This is a genomic window from Rhodopseudomonas telluris, assembly GCF_042432815.1.
Taxonomy (GTDB): Bacteria; Pseudomonadota; Alphaproteobacteria; order Rhizobiales; family Xanthobacteraceae; genus Rhodopseudomonas; species Rhodopseudomonas telluris.
In genome coordinates this window covers 172,398-189,499 of sequence record NZ_JBHLWM010000003.1, presented here as the reverse complement: position 1 = coordinate 189,499, position 17,102 = coordinate 172,398, and the positions used below count along the sequence as shown (strand labels likewise).

General features: G+C 67.0%; 14 protein-coding genes. 10 read left to right on the top strand and 4 right to left on the bottom strand.

Going from position 1 to position 17,102, the window contains the following annotated elements; genetic code table 11:
• Positions 1-64: 64 nt before the first annotated feature.
• Positions 65-877 (bottom strand): creatininase family protein, encoded by an 813-nt coding sequence (locus ACFFJ6_RS07670; protein WP_378386127.1) that lies wholly within the window; start codon positions 875-877, stop codon positions 65-67.
• A gap of 129 nt (positions 878-1,006) precedes the next feature.
• Here ACFFJ6_RS07670 and ACFFJ6_RS07665 point away from each other — a divergent pair, with 129 nt between their 5' ends.
• From ACFFJ6_RS07665 to ACFFJ6_RS07640, 6 genes are all read left to right on the top strand, one after another.
• Positions 1,007-2,134 carry an ABC transporter substrate-binding protein gene (locus tag ACFFJ6_RS07665; RefSeq protein WP_378386125.1) on the top strand — a complete coding sequence of 376 codons (1,128 nt, stop codon included), beginning with the start codon at positions 1,007-1,009 and terminating at the stop codon, positions 2,132-2,134.
• Positions 2,135-2,138: 4 nt separating this feature from the next.
• Positions 2,139-2,945, top strand: coding sequence for an ABC transporter ATP-binding protein (locus tag ACFFJ6_RS07660; RefSeq protein WP_378386123.1), 807 nt, complete (start codon positions 2,139-2,141; stop codon positions 2,943-2,945).
• Positions 2,942-3,727: an ABC transporter permease gene (locus ACFFJ6_RS07655; RefSeq protein ID WP_378386121.1), complete on the top strand. Its 786-nt coding sequence runs from the start codon at positions 2,942-2,944 to the stop codon at positions 3,725-3,727. The genes ACFFJ6_RS07660 and ACFFJ6_RS07655 overlap by 4 nt, the downstream gene beginning before the upstream one ends.
• 10 nt (positions 3,728-3,737) lie before the next feature.
• Positions 3,738-4,724, top strand: a complete 987-nt coding sequence (locus ACFFJ6_RS07650) for a 2-hydroxyacid dehydrogenase (RefSeq protein WP_378386119.1) — start codon at positions 3,738-3,740, stop codon at positions 4,722-4,724.
• Position 4,725: 1 nt separating this feature from the next.
• The gene (locus ACFFJ6_RS07645) at positions 4,726-5,412 is read left to right on the top strand and encodes an AprI/Inh family metalloprotease inhibitor (RefSeq protein ID WP_378386117.1); all 687 of its coding nucleotides are present in this window, start codon (positions 4,726-4,728) and stop codon (positions 5,410-5,412) included.
• Between the two features lie 136 nt (positions 5,413-5,548).
• A complete protein-coding gene (locus tag ACFFJ6_RS07640; protein ID WP_378386115.1) occupies positions 5,549-6,994 on the top strand; it encodes a DUF1254 domain-containing protein in 1,446 nt (481 codons plus the stop codon).
• 431 nt (positions 6,995-7,425) lie between these two features.
• Here ACFFJ6_RS07640 and ACFFJ6_RS07635 read toward each other — a convergent pair whose 3' ends face one another.
• Positions 7,426-8,916 carry an NAD-dependent succinate-semialdehyde dehydrogenase gene (locus tag ACFFJ6_RS07635; RefSeq protein ID WP_378386113.1) on the bottom strand — a complete coding sequence of 497 codons (1,491 nt, stop codon included), beginning with the start codon at positions 8,914-8,916 and terminating at the stop codon, positions 7,426-7,428.
• A gap of 134 nt (positions 8,917-9,050) precedes the next feature.
• The gene (locus ACFFJ6_RS07630) at positions 9,051-9,374 is read right to left on the bottom strand and encodes a hypothetical protein (RefSeq protein WP_378386111.1); all 324 of its coding nucleotides are present in this window, start codon (positions 9,372-9,374) and stop codon (positions 9,051-9,053) included.
• A 293-nt stretch (positions 9,375-9,667) separates the two neighbouring features.
• On the opposite strand from ACFFJ6_RS07630, the gene ACFFJ6_RS07625 reads away from it, so the two are divergent.
• Together ACFFJ6_RS07625 and ACFFJ6_RS07620 are read left to right on the top strand one after the other, a co-directional pair.
• A complete protein-coding gene (locus ACFFJ6_RS07625; protein ID WP_378386109.1) occupies positions 9,668-10,852 on the top strand; it encodes a serine hydrolase domain-containing protein in 1,185 nt (394 codons plus the stop codon).
• A gap of 116 nt (positions 10,853-10,968) precedes the next feature.
• Positions 10,969-12,693, top strand: coding sequence for an AMP-binding protein (locus tag ACFFJ6_RS07620; protein WP_378386107.1), 1,725 nt, complete (start codon positions 10,969-10,971; stop codon positions 12,691-12,693).
• Between the two features lie 355 nt (positions 12,694-13,048).
• On the opposite strand, the gene ACFFJ6_RS07615 is transcribed toward ACFFJ6_RS07620, so the two are convergent.
• Positions 13,049-14,050: an adenosine kinase gene (locus ACFFJ6_RS07615; RefSeq protein WP_378386105.1), complete on the bottom strand. Its 1,002-nt coding sequence runs from the start codon at positions 14,048-14,050 to the stop codon at positions 13,049-13,051.
• Positions 14,051-14,382: 332 nt separating this feature from the next.
• On the opposite strand from ACFFJ6_RS07615, the gene murJ reads away from it, so the two are divergent.
• Together murJ and trpS are read left to right on the top strand one after the other, a co-directional pair.
• Positions 14,383-15,939 (top strand): murein biosynthesis integral membrane protein MurJ, encoded by a 1,557-nt coding sequence (murJ, locus tag ACFFJ6_RS07610; protein WP_378386103.1) that lies wholly within the window; start codon positions 14,383-14,385, stop codon positions 15,937-15,939.
• A gap of 77 nt (positions 15,940-16,016) precedes the next feature.
• Complete coding sequence (trpS, locus tag ACFFJ6_RS07605; protein ID WP_378386101.1) at positions 16,017-17,066, top strand: tryptophan--tRNA ligase; 1,050 nt, start codon at positions 16,017-16,019, stop codon at positions 17,064-17,066.
• Positions 17,067-17,102 lie beyond the last annotated feature (36 nt).

The window sequence follows — 17,102 nt, the reverse complement described above, 5'->3', positions numbered from 1 at the left end:
TTCGGCGCATTGCGTAGCGTGTACGTGGTAAACGAGTGGGGCGGGGATGACGTGCCGGCGGTCGTTAGGCTTGCGGCGTAGCCCCGAAGGCGCCGAGGTCGAAGCGGTCGACGTCGGCGAGCAACTCGCAGAACGCCCGCGCGCCGTGATCGATCAGCAGCCGCCCCTTGTCGGCGGTCGCCCCGGTGGCGTCGCCGATCGCACCGCTTGGATGCAGATCCTGCGCCGACCAGGCGAACGGCGCCGGACGCTGCGCCGACAGCCGGCGGAAGTCCTGCTCCATCGCGCGCGTCGACGGCGTGAAGTCGGCGATGCGATCGGTGCGCACCAGATGCGGCGCGTGCGCCAGCATGATCGAGGTCTCGATCCCGCCGCCATGAATGCCATGGCGCAGCTCGTCGTCTTCGAACAGGCCCTCCGGCGTGCCGAACCGCGCCCAGCCGGTGGTCACCGCCAGCATGCCGTGCCGCACCCGCAATTCCTGCGCCACCAGGCCCATCGCGGCGCTGTTGCCGCCATGGCTGGTGACCATCACCAGCTTGCGCACGCCGGCGCGCGCCACGCTGTCGCCGATCTCGGTCCACAGTTTCAGCGCGGTCTCGGTTCCAAGCGTCAGCGTGCCGGGAAACGACAGATGCTCCAGCGACAGCCCGACCGGCTGCAGCGGCAGAAACGTCACCGGCAGCTCCGCCGGCACCAGCTCGCGCACGCGCGCCAGATAGGCCTCGGCGATGGTCACGTCGGTGCCGAGCGGTAGATGCGGGCCGTGCTGTTCGGTGGCGGCGAGCGGCAGCACGGCGATCCAGCGCGCCGGATCGGCGCTCTCGATCTCCGGCCAGCGGATCGCGGTCCAGTCGTGGGGCGGTCGTTGTGTCATCGGCGCGTGGCAGCCGTCCGCATCAGTGGTTCAAATGCCCGCATTGTTTCGCTATCAATCCTCGACCGGACCTAACCGCGCCGCCTCGCCGCTCCCATCATGGGCCAAAACGAACGACGGAGTCCAATCATGACCCCCGCCTTCCTGCTGCGAGCGTTAATCGGGTCTGTCGCGCTGCTGCTGGCGCAGCCCGCCTGGGCGTCCGGCCACGGCGCCGAACCGCCCGCCGCCAAGCCGGAGGTCAAGCCGCCGCCGCCTCCGCCGCCCAAAAAGCCGCCGCGCCCGGTGGCGCAGCCGGTCCGCAAGGTGCCGGAGGGCGGTTTCGACAAGGTTTCGTTCGGCACCAACTGGGTCGCCGAGGGCGAGCATGGCGGCTTCTTCCAGGCGGTCGCGGACGGCACCTACAAGGCCTACGGGCTCGACGTCACGATCGTGCCGGGCGGGCCGAACGTCAACAATCGCGCGCTGCTGATGGCCGGCAAGCTCGATTTCTTCATGACCGCCAACACGCTGCAGTCGTTCGACGCGGTCGCCAACAATGTCCCGGTGGTGGCGATCGCCGCGGTGTTCCAGAAGGACCCGCAGGTGTTCCTGTCGCATCCGGAAGCCAAGATCGAGAAGCTCGACGATCTGAAGCGGCTGACGCTGTTCGTCTCCAAGGAGGGCATCGCCAGCTACTTCCAGTGGCTGAAATCCGAATACGGCTTCAACGAAGCCAAGGTGAAGCCCTACACCTCGAACCCGCAGCCCTTCATCATCGACCGCAACAGCGCGATGCAGGGCTACGTCACCTCCGAGCCGTTCGTGATCGAGCAGAAGGCCAAGTTCAAGCCGAGCGTGCTGCTGCTCGCCGACTACGGCCTCGACGGCTATTCGACGCTGATCGAGACCCGGCGCGAGCTGATCGACAAGAACCCCGACATGATCCAGCGCTTCGTCGATGCCTCGATGATCGGCTGGTACAACTATCTGTATGGCGACAATGCCGCCGGCAATGCGATGATCAAGTCGCTCAATCCGGAAATGACCGACGAGATGCTGGCCTATTCGGTCGAGAAGATGAAGGAGTACGGCATCGTCGATTCCGGCGACGCGGTCACCAATGGCATCGGCGCGATGAGCGACGCGCGCTACGCCAGCTTCTTCGACAAGATGACCCGCGCCGGCGTGGTGCCGCGCGATCTCGATTTCCGCCGCGCCTACACGCTGCAATTCGCCAACAAGGCCGTCGGCGTCGATCTGCGGCCGAAGAAGTAGCAGCGTGTCCGTGCCGCATGCCCTCGCACCATCGGACGCGGATGCGGCGATCCGGCTGCGCGCGGTCACCAAGATCTACGACAGCGGCGTGCCGGCGCTGGGGCCGATCGATCTCGCCGTCGGCCGCGGCGAGTTCGTCTCGCTGCTCGGCCCGTCCGGCTGCGGCAAGTCGACGGCGCTGCGGCTGATCGCGGGGCTGGCCGCGGAGTCGTCCGGCAGCATCGAGGTGGCGGGGCAGGCGACGCCGCCGCGCGGCGGCCATGCGATCGGCTTCGTGTTTCAGGAGCCGACGCTGATGCCCTGGGCCAGCATCTCCGCCAATGTTGCCCTGCCGCTCGAGCTCGCGCGCACGCCGAAGGCCGAAACCGCGCAGCGCGTCGCGGCGGCGCTGGCGCGGGTCGAGCTGCAGGATTTCGCCGATGCCTATCCGCGGCAACTCTCCGGCGGCATGAAGATGCGGGTGTCGCTGGCGCGCGCGCTGGTCACCGATCCGGACATCCTGCTGATGGACGAGCCGTTCGCCGCGCTCGACGAGATCACCCGCTTTCGCCTCAACGACGATCTGCTGGCGCTGTGGCGCGACCTCGGCAAGACCGTGCTGTTCGTGACCCATTCGGTGTTCGAGTCGGTGTATCTGTCGCAGCGCGTGGTGGTGATGTCGCCGCGGCCGGGCCGGATCGCCGCGGAGTTTTCCATCGAGGCGCCGGAGCCGCGCGGCGAGGCGTTCCGCACCTCTGCGGACTACGCGGCGCAGTGCCGCGACGTTTCGCTGGCGCTGGCAGCGACCGGCGGCACACGGGGGCACGGATGAGCGCGGCGCGGCTGTTTCGTATGGTGTTGCCGCTGCTGGTGCTGGCCGTGGTGATCACCGGCTGGGACCTCATCGTCCGACTCAATCAGATCCCGCCCTACATCCTGCCGGGGCCGGGCCTGGTGCTGTCGACGCTGATTGCCGACTGGCCGGTGCTGTTCGGGTCGCTGCTGGCGACTTTGTGGACCACGCTGCAGGGCTTCGTCGCTGCCGCTGTCGGCGGCATCGCGCTGGCGCTGCTGTTCAACCTGTCGCGCTGGGTCGAGTACGCGCTGTTTCCCTATGCGGTGGTGCTGCAGGTGACGCCGGTGATCGCGATCGCGCCGCTGCTGCTGATCTATCTGCCGCAGGAAACCGCCGTCGTGGTCTGCGCCTGGATCGTCGCGTTCTTCCCGGTGCTGGCCAACACCACGCTCGGGCTGAATTCGGTCGATCGCAATCTCGCCGGGCTGTTCCGGCTGTACGGCGCCTCGCCGCTGCAGACGCTGCTCCGGCTGAAACTGCCGGCGGCGCTGCCCTACATGCTGGGCGGCCTGCGCATCGCCGGCGGGCTGTCTCTGATCGGCGCCGTGGTGGCGGAGATCGCCGCGGGCTCGGCCGGCGCCGGCTCCGGGCTCGCCTACCGGATTGCCGAATCCGGCTACCGGCTCAACATTCCCCGCATGTTCGCCGCCTTGCTGTTGCTGTCGGTGGCGGGCATTGTGATCTACGGATTGCTGGCGCTGATCTCGCATCTGTTGCTGCGGCGCTGGCACGAAAGCGCATTGGGACAAGAAAAGTAAGGGAGCCAAGATGGCCGGGGATGCTGGGTCGGCGGACGCGATCGATCTTCTGATTTACGGGCCGCGCAAGCCCGTCGTCGACGACGGCTTCGCCGCGCCCTATGTGCTGCATCGCTGCGAACAGCAGGCCGATCTCGACGGCCTCTCCGACGAGGTGCGCGGGCGGATTCGCGGTGTGGCCGTCACCGGCCTGGTGCCGACCAGCGGCGCGGTGCTGTCGCGCTTCCCCAGGCTCGAAATCGTGTCGTCGTTCGGCGTCGGCTACGATCACGTCGATGCCGCCTGGGCGGCGCAGAACGACGTCGTCGTCACCAACACCCCCGACGTGCTGACCGAGGAAGTCGCCGACACCGCGCTCGGCCTGCTGATTGCGACGCTGCGCGAATTCATCCGCGCCGACAAGTATGTCCGCGCCGGGCTGTGGGCGAGCCAGCCTTATCCGCTCAGCGTCGGCTCGCTGCGCGACCGCAAGGTCGGCATCGTCGGCATGGGCCGGATCGGTCAGGCGATCGCGCGGCGGCTCGACGCCTCGCTGGTGCCGGTGGTGTATCACTCGCGCAAGCCGGCCGAGGGCGTCGCCTACCAGCACTATCCGGACCTGATCGCGATGGCCAAGGAGGTCGATACGCTGGTGGTGATCATCCCCGGCGGCGCCGCGACCAACAAGCTGATCAATGCCGAGGTCCTGCAGGCGCTCGGCCCGCGCGGCGTGCTGATCAACGTCGCGCGCGGCTCGGTGGTGGATGAAACCGCACTGATCGCGGCGCTCAAGTCTGGTACCATCCTGGCGGCCGGTCTCGACGTGTTCGCCGACGAGCCGAACGTGCCCGAGGAGCTGCGCACGCTCGGCAACGTCGTGCTGCTGCCGCATATCGGCTCGGCCTCGGTGGTGACGCGCAACGCGATGGATCAGCTCGTGGTCGACAATCTCAAGGCGTGGTTCGACGGCAAGCCGCCGCTGACTCCGATCGCCGAAACGCCCGTCAGGGAGCGGTGACATGATCGCACGTCTCGGTGTGGCATTGGGGTTGCTGCTCGCGGCGGGATCGGCTCAGGCGCAGGATGCGTCGACGCTGAAGAAGGACATGATCGGGCAGTGGGAGCTGTCCACCACCGAGCGCAGCAAGACCTGCGTGGTGACGCTGAAGCCGGACCCCGCGCCACAGGGCATGAAGCTCGAGCTGGAGCCGAGCTGCGCCACCGCGCTGCCCTTCACCAAGGACATCGCCGCCTGGACCGTGAAGGGCCTCGACATCGTCCGGCTGGAAAACGCGGCCGGCGACGCGGTGATCGACTTCACCGAGGTCGAAAGCGGCATTTTTGAAGGCCTGCGCGCCAACGAGGGTGTCTATATCCTGCAGAATCTGGTGGCGGCGCGCTCGCTCGCCAAGTCGATGGACCAGATGATCGGCGACTGGTCGATGGTGCGCGGCAATGGCCGGCCGATCTGCGGCCTGACGCTCACCAACAACGAAGCATCGACGCCCGACAATTTCGAAGCCTATTTGAAGCCGCGCTGCGAACAGCCTGTCGCGGCCTTCGCGCCGACGATGTGGCGGCTGGAGCGCGGCGCGCTGCTGCTGATCGCGCCGTCCGGCGAAACCTGGCGGTTCGAAGCCGACGACAACGCGCAATGGCGCAAGAGCCCCGACAGCGCCGACCCGCTGATCATGCTGCGGCAGTAACACCTCCGCCTCGTAGTATCACGAGGGGCAGCGGCCCAGCGATCCCTGGGGTGCCTGCGCTTGACCTGCGTCAAGGAACACGCGGCGGCTCAGCCACCATCCTTTCCTCCTCGATTGAACGAGGGAGGACCGGACCATGGTACGACGTGCTCACGTAGCGCTCGCGGTGCTGACGGCGGCGCTCCTGATGACGACGGCGGGGCAATCCCAGCCGGCGCCCGTCAGCGAGCAGGAAGCGCACGCCATCGGCGTCGACGCCTATCTGTACTTCTATCCGCTGCTGACGATGGATATCACCCGCAAGCAGTCGACCAACATCGAGCCCGGCAAGGAATTCGGCAAAGGGCCGATGAACACCTTCGTCAACGTGCCGGAATATCCGCCGGCAAACTTCAAGACCGTGGTCCGGCCGAATTTCGACACGCTGTATTCGATCTCCTGGCTGGATCTGACGCGCGAGCCGATGGTGGTGGCGGCGCCTGACACCGGTGGCCGCTACTACCTGCTGCCGATGCTCGACATGTGGTCCGACGTGTTCGCGTCGCCCGGCTGGCGGACCACCGGCACCGCCGCGCAGACCTACCTGATCACGCCTCCCGGCTGGAGCGGCACCGTGCCGGCCGGGCTGCAACGAATCGAAGCGCCGACGCCGATCGTCTGGATCATCGGCCGCACCAAGACTGACGGACCACCGGACTACCCGGCGGTGCACCGCATCCAGGCCGGCTTCTCGGTCACGCCGCTGTCGAAATGGGGCAAGCCAGCCAATCAGCCGGCTACGCCGCAGGCCGCTCCGGCGATCGACCTGACCGTCGACATGAAGACGCCGCCGAAGCTGCAGGTCGACGGCCTGACGGCCGCGGCGTATTTCGGGGCCGCCGCCGAGCTGCTGAAGGTGCACCCGCCGCACATCACCGATCAGCCGATGATCGCGCAACTCCGCCGGATCGGGCTCGAGTCGGGCAAAAGCTTCGATCTCGACAAGGCCGACGCGGCGGTGCGCAAGGCGCTGGCCAACGTGCCGCAGGATGCCCAGCACCTGATGGCCTGGAAGCTGCCGACGCTGGCGCGGGTCGCCAATGGCTGGACCATGAACACCGACACCATGGGTGTCTATGGCTCGTACTACCTGAAACGCGCCATCGTGGCCCAGGTCGGCCTCGGCGCCAACCTGCCGGAAGATGCGATCTACCCGATGAACCTCGGCGACGACACCGGCAAGCCGCTCGACGGGACAGGCGCCTATGTGCTGCATTTCGACAAAGGCGCGACGCCGCCGGCCCGCGTGTTCTGGTCGGTGACGCTGTACGATGCCGACGGCTTCCAGGTCGCCAATCCGCTCGATCGCTTCGCACTGTCGAGTTGGATGCCGATGAAACCGAACCCCGACGGCTCGCTCGACCTGCTGATCCAGAACCAGGATCCCGGACCCGACAAACAGGCCAACTGGCTGCCGGCGCCGAAAGGCCCGTTCAATCTGGTGATGCGGCTCTACGCGCCGGCCGCCGATGCCCTGACCGGCAAATGGAATCCGCCGCCGGTGCGGCGCGTGCAAACCGTTACCGGATTGGGTGCGCAGTAACGACGGCGCGGCGAGGCCCGAAGGCGTGGATGGCCGGGACAGGCCCGGCCATGACGACGTGCTAAATCATGATCTGGTAATTAGCCTATCGAAGTCATCAATGCGCCGACCCAACTTCCTACGTCATCGCCCGCGAAAGCGGGCGACCCAGAGCGTTCGTTTGATAAGCCGGCGCACCGCCGTACTGGATCCTCCGCTTTCGCGGAGGATGACCGTGGTGATTGTGACAGCTCGCGAAGATCAACGGCTACTGTCCCACAAACCCTCATGGTGAGGAGGCGCGAAGCGCCGTCTCGAACCATGAGCGCGACAGGTTCCGCGCCTGCGGCCCATCCTTCGAGACGCCCGGCTGCGCCCTTCGGGCTTCGCCGGGCTCCTCAGGATGAGGCTAGATGAGCGGCTAAGCCGAGCGCGCAGTTGCGCTTGCCCCCTCAGATCCCCGCCATCATCACGTATTTGATCTCGACATACTCTTCGATGCCGTGATGCGAGCCTTCGCGGCCGAGGCCGCTTTCCTTGACGCCGCCGAACGGCGCGACCTCGGTGGTGATCAGGCCGGAATTGACGCCGACCATGCCGCTCTCCAGCGCCTCGGCGACGCGCCACACCCGGCCGAGATCGCGGGCGTAGAAGTAGCTGGCGAGGCCGAACGGCGAGGCGTTGGCGAGCTTGATGACTTCGTCCTCGGTCTTGAAGCGGAACACCGGCGCCAGCGGGCCGAACGTCTCCTCATGCGCCACCAGCGCATCGGTGCGCACGTCGGCCAGCACGGTCGGCTCGAAGAAGGTGCCGCCGAGCGCGGCGCGCTTGCCGCCGGTGATCACCTTGGCGCCGTGCTCGAGCGCGTCGGCGATGTGCCGCTCGGTCTTCTCGACCGCCGCTTCGTTGATCAGCGGGCCCTGCGTCACGCCCTGCTCAGTGCCGTCGCCGATCTTCATCGCCTTGACCTTGGCGGCGAGCTTCTCGACGAAGGCGTCGTAGACGCCGTCCTGCACATAGAGCCGGTTGGCGCACACGCAGGTCTGGCCCATGTTGCGATATTTCGACACCATGGCGCCTTCGACCGCGGCGTCGATGTCGGCATCGTCGAACACGATGAACGGCGCGTTACCGCCGAGCTCGAGACCGAGCTTCTTCACGGTACCGGCGGATTGCCGATACAGGATCTTGCCGACTTCGGTCGAGCCGGTGAAGCCGACGAAGCGCACCGCCGGATGTTCGCAGAACACCTTGCCGATCGGCGGCGCGTCGCCGGTGACGATGTTGAACACGCCCTTCGGCAGGCCGGCCTTCTCGGCCAGCGCCGCCAGCGCCAGCGCCGAGAACGGCGTCTCTTCGGCCGGCTTCAGCACCACGGTGCAGCCGGCGGCCAGCGCCGGCGAGACCTTGCGGGTGATCATCGAGTTCGGGAAGTTCCACGGCGTGATCGCGGCGCAGACGCCGATCGGCTGCTTGATGGCGATGAGCCGCGCATCGGCGCGCTGCGTCGGGATGGTCTCGCCATAGACCCGGCGGGCCTCCTCGGCGAAGAACTCGATATAGGCGGCGCCGATATCGACCTCGCCCAGCGCCTCGGCGAGCGGCTTGCCCTGTTCAGTGGTGAGGATCAGCGCCAGATCCTCGCGATTGGCGACGATCAGCTCGAACCATTTGCGCAGGATGTTGGAGCGCTGCTTGGCGGTGAGCTTGGCCCAGGCCGGAAACGCCCGCTCGGCAGCCTCGATCGCGGCGGTCGCCTCAGTGGCGCCCAGGCTCGGGATGCGGCCGATCTCGCTTCCGTTCGCCGGATTGGTGACGGCGATCGAACCGCTGCCGGTCCAGGCGCCGTCGACATAGCACTGCTCGCGCAGCAGCGACGGATCCTTCAGGCGATCGCGCAGCGAGGCGGAATCGGACTTGCGGGCAGTGGCGGTCGGAGACATCGGATGACTTCCTCGCGGTTGGCGTCGGCGCCATCGCGCCGACCATTTGCTGCGAGGAAGTATAGGCGCATCGGACGCGCTGTGCACCGATCCGGGGCCGTCAAACGGCCGTGACCGATGCTGCGCCGCGGCGGTCAGGCGGCGCGGCTGAACCAGGACTCGCGGCGGCTGAGAATGTGGTCGCCGGCAAGGCGCGCCTGTTCCCAGCTTCGCGTCGGATAATAGCGATATTCGAGCTCCGGCGTCACCGCCTCGCCGCGTCGGCCGAACCAGCCGAGACGCTTCGGGCGCGTCTGCAGCGCCGCCAGCGCCATCGCTAGATTTTCGACGACGTCGAACGAGAACAGCGCGCCGTCATTGGCGCGGCGCACTTCGTAAAGCCCGGGTCCGATCGGCGCGTCGATATTGCCGCGGCCGCCCTTCGGGTAATGCTTCCAGCCGCTCCAGGATGGGGTCATGGGTTGTGCTCCGCCACATACTTGCTGGCGCACCCGTTGAGCGGATCTCGTCACGACTGCGGCCGCATTGTGAACGGCGTGAGGCGGCCTTCGTTCCCGCAGCGCGTTGCCGCAAGCGATCGTGGTTGCGCGCGCCTTAAGCTGCCCGGCTGATTGGACTTTCCGGCCATTCGGGCTTCGCGATCGCGAAAGCGATCCGTTTGGAGCGGATCAATTGATCCGGCGTCTTGCGAATGTCGCGATCGCGCGGAACAATCCCGCCGCTACAAAAAACCAAATGGGAGGATGACCACATGCGCAGCGCAGAGATCGATCAATCGTTGCAACGCTTCTGCGACCGGGGCGACATTCCGGGCGTCGTCGCGATGGCGGGCAACGCGAACGAGACGGTGTATCAGGGCGCGTTCGGCAAGCGCGATCTGACCAAGCCGCAGCCGATGACGACCGACAGCGTGTTCTGGATCGCCTCGATGACCAAGGCGATCACCGCGGCGGCGGCGATGCAGCTGGTCGAACAGGGCAAGCTGTCGCTGGACGAGCCGATCGGCAAGGTGCTGCCCGATCTCGCCGCGCCGCTGGTGCTGGACGGCTTCGCGGCCGACGGCACGCCGAAGACCCGTCCGGCCAAGGCGCCGATCACGCTCCGCCAGTTGCTCACCCACACCGCCGGCTTCTGCTACGACATGTGGAACGCCGACATGGTGAAGTACATGGAGCACCATGGCGTGCCCGGCATCATCGGCTGCCAGAACGCCGCGCTGAAGACGCCGCTGGCGTCCGATCCCGGCACCCGCTGGGAATACGGCATCAACATCGATTTCGCCGGCAAGGCGGTCGAGGCCGTCACCGGCATCAAGCTCGACGCGTATTTGCGCGATCATCTGTTCGCGCCGCTCGGCATGACCGACACCGGCTTCAAGATCGCCGACGAACAGCGCAACCGGCTGGTCGCGGTCCACGCCCGCGGCGAGGACGGCTCGCTGACGCCGATCCCGTTCGAGGTCGAGCAGAATCCGGAATTCCACATGGGCGGCGGCGGCCTCTACGGCACCGCGGCGGACTATCTGAAGTTCGCCCGGATGATTCTCAACAAGGGCCGCGGCAATGGCAACCAGGTGCTGAAGCCCGAAACCGTCGCGCTGATGGGCCAGAACCACATCGGCGACCTCAACGTCACCAAGCTCAACTCGGCGGTCGCGTTCGCCACCAACGACGTCGATCTCTATCCGGGCATGGACAAGAAGTGGGGGCTGAGCTTCCTGATCAACACCGAGACCACGCCGGAAGGCCGCAGCCCCGGCAGCCTCGCCTGGGCCGGCCTCGCCAACACCTACTACTGGATCGACCCGACCCGCGACATTTGCGGCGTGATCCTGATGCAGGTGCTGCCGTTCGGCGACGCCAAGTGCCTCGACGCCTTCGCGGCGTTCGAGCGCGGCGTCTATGCGGCGCTCGGGGCCGCCCAGAAGGCTGCCTGAAGTTTGCCACAAGCCCGCGGCGGGGCTCGACAAGCTCCGCCGCAGGCGCGACCATCTCGCAATCAAGAACAATCCGTCGGCCGATCCGGACCGGCGCGTGAGGAGGAGACCAGGACGTGACCGATCAGGCTTCAGCCATCAAGTCTCCGGCCGACAAGGCTCCGAGCTACGTCTGCGGCATCTCCGACGCGCCGCTGCTCGGCATTACCATCGGACAGGCGCTTGATCTTGCTGCGCGGCAATGGCCAGACCGCGAGGCGCTGGTGTCGCCCAGCCACGACGTGCGCTGGAGCTGGCGCGAGTTTGCGCAGCGCGTCGATGCGCTCGCCGCCGGCTTCCTCGCGCTCGGCCTGCAGCGCGGCGAACGCATCGGCGTGTGGTCGATGAACCGGCCCGAATGGACGCTGACGCAATTCGCCGCCGCCAAAGCCGGACTGATTCTCGTCACTATCAACCCGGCCTACCGACTCAGCGAACTCGAATTCGCGCTCGCCAAGGTCGGCTGCGCCGCGCTGGTGACTGCGACCGCGTTCAAGACCTCGGCCTATATGGAGATGCTGAACACGCTGATCCCGGAGCTTTCGCGCGGGCAGCCCGGCGCGCTGAAATCGGCGAAGCTGCCGCAGTTGCGCGCGGTGATTCAGATCGGCGGGCCGAAAGCTCCCGGCACGGTCGCGTTCGACGAGGTCGCGGCGATGGGCGGCGATCGCCATCGCCAGATGATCGCGCAGCTCGCCGGCGAGCTGCAGTTCGACGACGCCGTCAACATCCAGTTCACCAGCGGCACCACCGGCTCGCCCAAAGGCGTGACGCTGACGCATCACAACATCCTCAACAACGGTTACTTCGTCGGCCGCGCCATGAAGCTGACCGAACAGGACCGCATCTGCATTCCGGTGCCGCTGTATCACTGCTTCGGCATGGTGATGGGCAATCTCGCCTCGGTTACTTCCGGCGCCACCATGGTGTATCCCGGCGAGGGGTTCGATCCGCTGGCGACGCTGCAGACGGCGTCGCAGGAGAAGTGCACGGCGCTGTATGGCGTGCCGACGATGTTCATCGCCGAGCTCGATCATCCGCAATTCGCCAGCTTCGACCTGTCGTCGCTGCGCACCGGCATCATGGCGGGCGCGCCGTGCCCGGTCGAAGTGATGCGCCGCGTCAACGATCAGATGAATATGCGCGAAGTGACGATCGCCTATGGCATGACCGAGACCAGCCCGGTCAGCTTCCAGAGCGCGGTCGACGATCCGGAGGAGCGCCGCGTTTCAACGGTCGGCCGAATCCATCCGCATGTCGAGGTCAAGGTGATCGATCTCGAAGGCCGCATCGTGCCGCGCGGCACCCGCGGTGAGCTCTGCACCCGCGGCTACAGCATCATGCTGGGCTATTGGGACGAGGCGGAGAAAACCGCCGACGTGCTCGACGCCGCCGGCTGGATGCATACCGGCGATCTCGCGGTGATCGACGACGAAGGCTTCTGCAATATCGTTGGGCGCATCAAGGACATGGTGATCCGCGGCGGCGAGAATCTCTATCCGCGCGAGATCGAGGAATTCCTGTATCGCCATCCGAAAATTCAGGACGTGCAGATCTTCGGCGTCGCCGATGACCGCTACGGCGAAGAACTCTGCGCCTGGGTCCGCCCGCGCGCCGGCGAGACGCTGACGGCCGACGAGGTGCGCGCCTTCTGCCAGGGCCAGATCGCCCACAACAAGATCCCGCGCTACATCGAATTCGTCGACGACTTCCCGATGACGGTCACCGGCAAGATCCAGAAATTCGTGATGCGCGAGAAGGTGGAAGAAAAGCTCGGCCTGAAGGCGGCGAAGACGGCGTGAGGCGTTCGTGATGAGCGAGCCCCTCATGGTGAGGAGCATCGCGTTAGCGATGCGTCTCGAACCATAAGGCGTCACGGGCTCGCGGAAGCCCGCTGTGCGCGGCCATCCTTCGAGACGCCCGGCCCCGCTCTGCGAGCGTCGCCGGGCTCCTCAGGATGAGGGCCTGGCGTGTTGTTACTTCAGTCCAACACGTTCGTCATTCCGGGGCGCGCGTAGCGCGAGCCCGGAATCCATAGCCCCTGGAGTCGCGGTGAGGCACGGCGGCGTCTTGCTCAAGTCATAACCACAGGGGTTATGGATTCCGGGTTCGCGAGCTGCGCTCGCGCCCCCGGAATGACCTGGAGATAAGCGTCGCTTAAACCGGCAGCCCGTGCTGCTGAGCCAGTTCCTTCAGCGACACCTGCGGCCTTGCGCCGATGTGCTGGATCACTTCGGCGGCGGCGAGGGCACCGAGGCGGCCGGCGGCTTCATAGCCGGCGTTGCGCACCAGGCCGAACAGGAAGCCGGCGGCGAACAAATCGCCGGCGCCGGTGGTGTCGACGAGCTGCTCGATCGACGCGGCCGGCACAAGCGTCACGCTGCCGCCTTCGACCACGGCGCAACCCTTCTCGCTGCGGGTGACGACGCCGAGCGCGACGTCCTGGCCGAGCTGCTTCAGCGCGGTGTCGAAATCGGAGGTCTGGTACAGCGAATGGAGCTCGGACTCGTTGGCGAAGATCAGATCGACGGTCTTGCTGCGCATCAGGTCGAGAAACTCGGCGCGGTAGCGGTCGACGCAGAACGCATCCGACAGCGTCAGCGCGACCTTGCGGCCGGCGCCGTGGGCGATCTTCGAGGCTTTCAGGAACGCTTCCTTGGCCTGCGGCGGATCCCACAGATAGCCTTCGAGATACACGATCGACGCGGCGGCGATTTGCGCTTCGTCGATATCGCTTGGAGCCAGATCCTGCGCGGCGCCCAGATAGGTGTTCATGGTGCGCTCGCCGTCCGGCGTCACCAAAATGTAGGAGCAGCCGGTCGCCGGGCCGTCCGCGGCCGGCTTGGTGTCGAACGCGACGCCGGCGGCGCGGATGTCGTGGGCGTAGAGCTTGCCGATCTGATCGTCCTTGATCTTGCCGACGTAAGCGGTGCGGGCACCGAACGAGGCCAGGCCGACGATGGTGTTGGCCGCCGAGCCGCCGGAGATTTCGGTCGCCATGCCCATGTCGGCATAGATCGCCGCCGCCTGCGCCTGATCGATCAGCGCCATGCCGCCCTTGGTCATGCCGTGGCGGACCAGAAAGTCGTCCTCGGTGCGCACCAGCACGTCGAACAGCGCGTTGCCGATGGCGAGGACGTCGTATTTGGCTGTGGTCATCGATGGGTCCGTGGCGGCGAGGGGGAAAATCCGCGGGTTTGCGGGACAAAACCGGTGCATCGCCGGCTGCGCGAAGGCGCGCCGACCTATCACGTTCCGCAGCAACGCGGCAAGCGCGGGACGTTCCCCGATCGTCATGCGCGGGCTTGATCCGCGCATCCATCTTATTCGCAAGACGCTCTTTTCGTGAGGGATGGATGGCCGGGTCAAGCCCGGCCATGACGGCGGTAGATGGAGGCTTCGCCGGCCACCAGGGCCGCCGCTTTTACCAATCAGCCACTAAACCAAGTCGGACCAGTCCGTTGCGGGTGCAATCCGGCTATAACCCGCGGATGATCCTTCCACTCCTCACCGTCTCAGCCGGCACCTTGTCCTCCCGCTTGCTGGGATTCGTTCGCGATGCGCTGGTCGCGGCGCTGCTCGGGGCCGGGGCGGTGGCGGATGCGTTTCTGCTGGCGTTTCAGCTCGTCAATGTGACGCGGCGGCTGCTCACCGAGGGCGCGCTGAATGCGGCGCTGGTGCCGGCCTGGCTGCGGGTGCGCGAGTACAACGGGCCGGCCGCGGCCGCAGCCTTCGCCGGGCGGCTGCTCGGCACCGTGGCGCTGGCGACGCTGGTGCTGGCGGTGCTGGTCGGCGTGTTCATGCCGCTCTTGATCGCGTTGCTCGCGCCCGGCTTCGTCGGCCATCCGGTGCTCGGTATGGCGGTCCGCGACGCGCGGCTGATGCTGCCCTATCTGGCGTTCGCCGGTCCGGTCGCGGTGATGATGGGGCTGTTCAACGCCGACGGGAAGGTCGGCCTGACGGCGTTCTCGCCGCTGCTGTTCAACGCGGCGCTGATCGTCGTCACCGCCGTGCTGCTGTTTGCCAGCGACGACGACGTCGTGGCGGCATGGGTGTTGTCCGGCACCGTCGGCATCGCCGGGCTGCTGCAGCTGTCGATTTTGGCGTTCAACAGCCGCGGCGAGAAGCTCGCGACGCCGCTGCGGGTGTCGTTCGACACCGCCATGCAGGCGTTCTTCGCCAAGGCGATCCCCGGCATGATCGCCAATTCCGGGCCGCAGCTCTTGATCGTGATCGGCGCCATCGTGGCGTCGGGGGTGCCGTCGGCGGTGTCGTGGCTGTATTTCGCCAATCGGCTGATCGAGCTGCCGCTCGGCATCGTCAGCGTGGCGATGGGCGCCGTACTGGTGCCGGAATTGTCGCGCGCGGTTCGCGGTGACGATCATGCGGCGCAGTCCGAGGCTGCCTCGCGCGGGCTCGAGCTTGCGGTCGGCGTCGCGCTGCCGGCAACGCTCGGGCTGATCGTGTTGCGCGAGCCCATCGTCCGGCTGCTGTTCGAACACGGCGCGTTCAGTGCCGAGGACACCGCCGCGACCGCGCTGGCGCTCGGCGTGCTGGCGCTCGGCCTGCCGGCGCAGGTGCTGGCCAAGACTTGGTCGGCGGCGTTCTACGCCCGCGAGGACACAAGGACGCCGCTGCTCGCCACGCTGGCGGCGCTGGCGGTGGCGATGGTCGCGGCGCTGCTGCTGGGGCGGCTGTTCGGTGCCGCCGGTGTGGCGCTGGCGGTCGCGCTCGGCGGCTGGAGCAATGCGGCCTTTCTGCTGTGGCGGGGCCTGCGCCGTTTCGGCGTCAGCATCGATGCCGCCGCGCGCCGGCGCATCGTGCTGATCGCGGTCGCGGCGAGCGCGATGGGCGCGCTGCTGACGCTCAAGGCGCAGTTTGTGCTGCCCTGGGTGACGGCAGCCGGAACGCTGGCCCAGGCGGCCGGGCTTGCCGTTCTGATCGCCGGCGGGTTGATCGTCTATGGCGGGCTGCTGGTGCTGTTCGGGGTGGTGCGGCCGGCCGCACTCGGAACGGCGCTGCGGCCGCCGCGCGGCTTGCGCGGCTAGCCGCCGCGTGCCAATGGACGGCGCGCCGCGCCGCAGCCACCGGGCGCGCGCCGACCGATCACGCGCAGGAACTGACCATGACCACACAACGGGTATTTTCCGGCATCCAGCCCACCGGAAATCTGCATCTCGGCAATTATCTCGGCGCGATCGTCAACTTCGTGAAGATGCAGGAGACGCATAATTGCGTGTACTGCGTGGTCGATCTGCACGCCATCACGGTGCCGGTGACGGTGTGGGGCGGTCCGGACGAACTGCGCAAGAACATTCGCGAAGTCACCGCGGCGTTCATCGCGGCCGGCATCGATCCGAAGAAGCAGATCATCTTCAACCAGAGCCAGGTCGCCGAGCATTCCGAGCTGGCCTGGGTGCTGAACTGCATCGCGCGGCTCGGCTGGCTCAACCGCATGACCCAGTTCAAGGAAAAGGCCGGCAAGGATCGCGAGAACGTCTCGGTCGGTCTGTACGACTACCCGGTGCTGATGGCCGCCGACATTCTGGTGTATCGCGCCACCCATGTGCCGGTCGGCGAGGACCAGAAACAGCATGTCGAGCTGACCCGCGACATCGCCCAGAAGTTCAACAACGACTTCTCGGCCTCGATCGCCGCGCAGGGCTTTGGCGACGCGTACTTCCCGCTGCCCGAGCCGGTGATCACCGGTCCGGCGACCCGGGTGATGAGCCTGCGCGACGGCACCAAGAAGATGTCGAAGTCCGATCCGTCGGACTACTCGCGCATCAACCTCACCGACGACGCCGACGCGATCGCGCAGAAGATCCGCAAGGCCAAGACCGATCCGGAGCCGCTGCCGAGCGAGGAGAAGGGGCTCGAGCCGCGTCCCGAAGCCGACAACCTGGTCGGCATCTACGCGGCGCTGTCCGGCAAGCCGAAGGCCGCCGTGCTCGGCGAATTCGGCGGCGCGCAGTTCTCGGCGTTCAAGTCGAGCCTGGTCGATCTCGCGGTCGAGAAGCTGTCGCCGATCGCCGGCGAGATGAAGCGGCTGTCGGCCGACCACGACTATGTCGACTCCGTCCTCGCCGACGGCAGCGACCGCGCCCGCGCGATCGCGGCCGAAACCATGCTGGCCGTGAAGGACATCATGGGCATGGTGCGCAAGAAGGGCTGATATTCGACCTCGGCCCTCGTCCTGGGGAGCCCGGCG

What these genes read in the sequence shown, in the direction of transcription:
- ACFFJ6_RS07635 (WP_378386113.1), bottom strand. Translation starts at nt 8,916, where the DNA reads ATGTCTCCGACCGCCACTGCCCGCAAGTCCGATTCCGCCTCGCTGCGC.
- ACFFJ6_RS07640 (WP_378386115.1), top strand. Translation starts at nt 5,549, where the DNA reads ATGGTACGACGTGCTCACGTAGCGCTCGCGGTGCTGACGGCGGCGCTC.
- ACFFJ6_RS07670 (WP_378386127.1), bottom strand. Translation starts at nt 877, where the DNA reads ATGACACAACGACCGCCCCACGACTGGACCGCGATCCGCTGGCCGGAG.
- ACFFJ6_RS07655 (WP_378386121.1), top strand. Translation starts at nt 2,942, where the DNA reads ATGAGCGCGGCGCGGCTGTTTCGTATGGTGTTGCCGCTGCTGGTGCTG.
- trpS (WP_378386101.1), top strand. Translation starts at nt 16,017, where the DNA reads ATGACCACACAACGGGTATTTTCCGGCATCCAGCCCACCGGAAATCTG.
- ACFFJ6_RS07650 (WP_378386119.1), top strand. Translation starts at nt 3,738, where the DNA reads ATGGCCGGGGATGCTGGGTCGGCGGACGCGATCGATCTTCTGATTTAC.
- ACFFJ6_RS07630 (WP_378386111.1), bottom strand. Translation starts at nt 9,374, where the DNA reads ATGACCCCATCCTGGAGCGGCTGGAAGCATTACCCGAAGGGCGGCCGC.
- ACFFJ6_RS07615 (WP_378386105.1), bottom strand. Translation starts at nt 14,050, where the DNA reads ATGACCACAGCCAAATACGACGTCCTCGCCATCGGCAACGCGCTGTTC.
- ACFFJ6_RS07625 (WP_378386109.1), top strand. Translation starts at nt 9,668, where the DNA reads ATGCGCAGCGCAGAGATCGATCAATCGTTGCAACGCTTCTGCGACCGG.
- murJ (WP_378386103.1), top strand. Translation starts at nt 14,383, where the DNA reads ATGATCCTTCCACTCCTCACCGTCTCAGCCGGCACCTTGTCCTCCCGC.
- ACFFJ6_RS07645 (WP_378386117.1), top strand. Translation starts at nt 4,726, where the DNA reads ATGATCGCACGTCTCGGTGTGGCATTGGGGTTGCTGCTCGCGGCGGGA.
- ACFFJ6_RS07665 (WP_378386125.1), top strand. Translation starts at nt 1,007, where the DNA reads ATGACCCCCGCCTTCCTGCTGCGAGCGTTAATCGGGTCTGTCGCGCTG.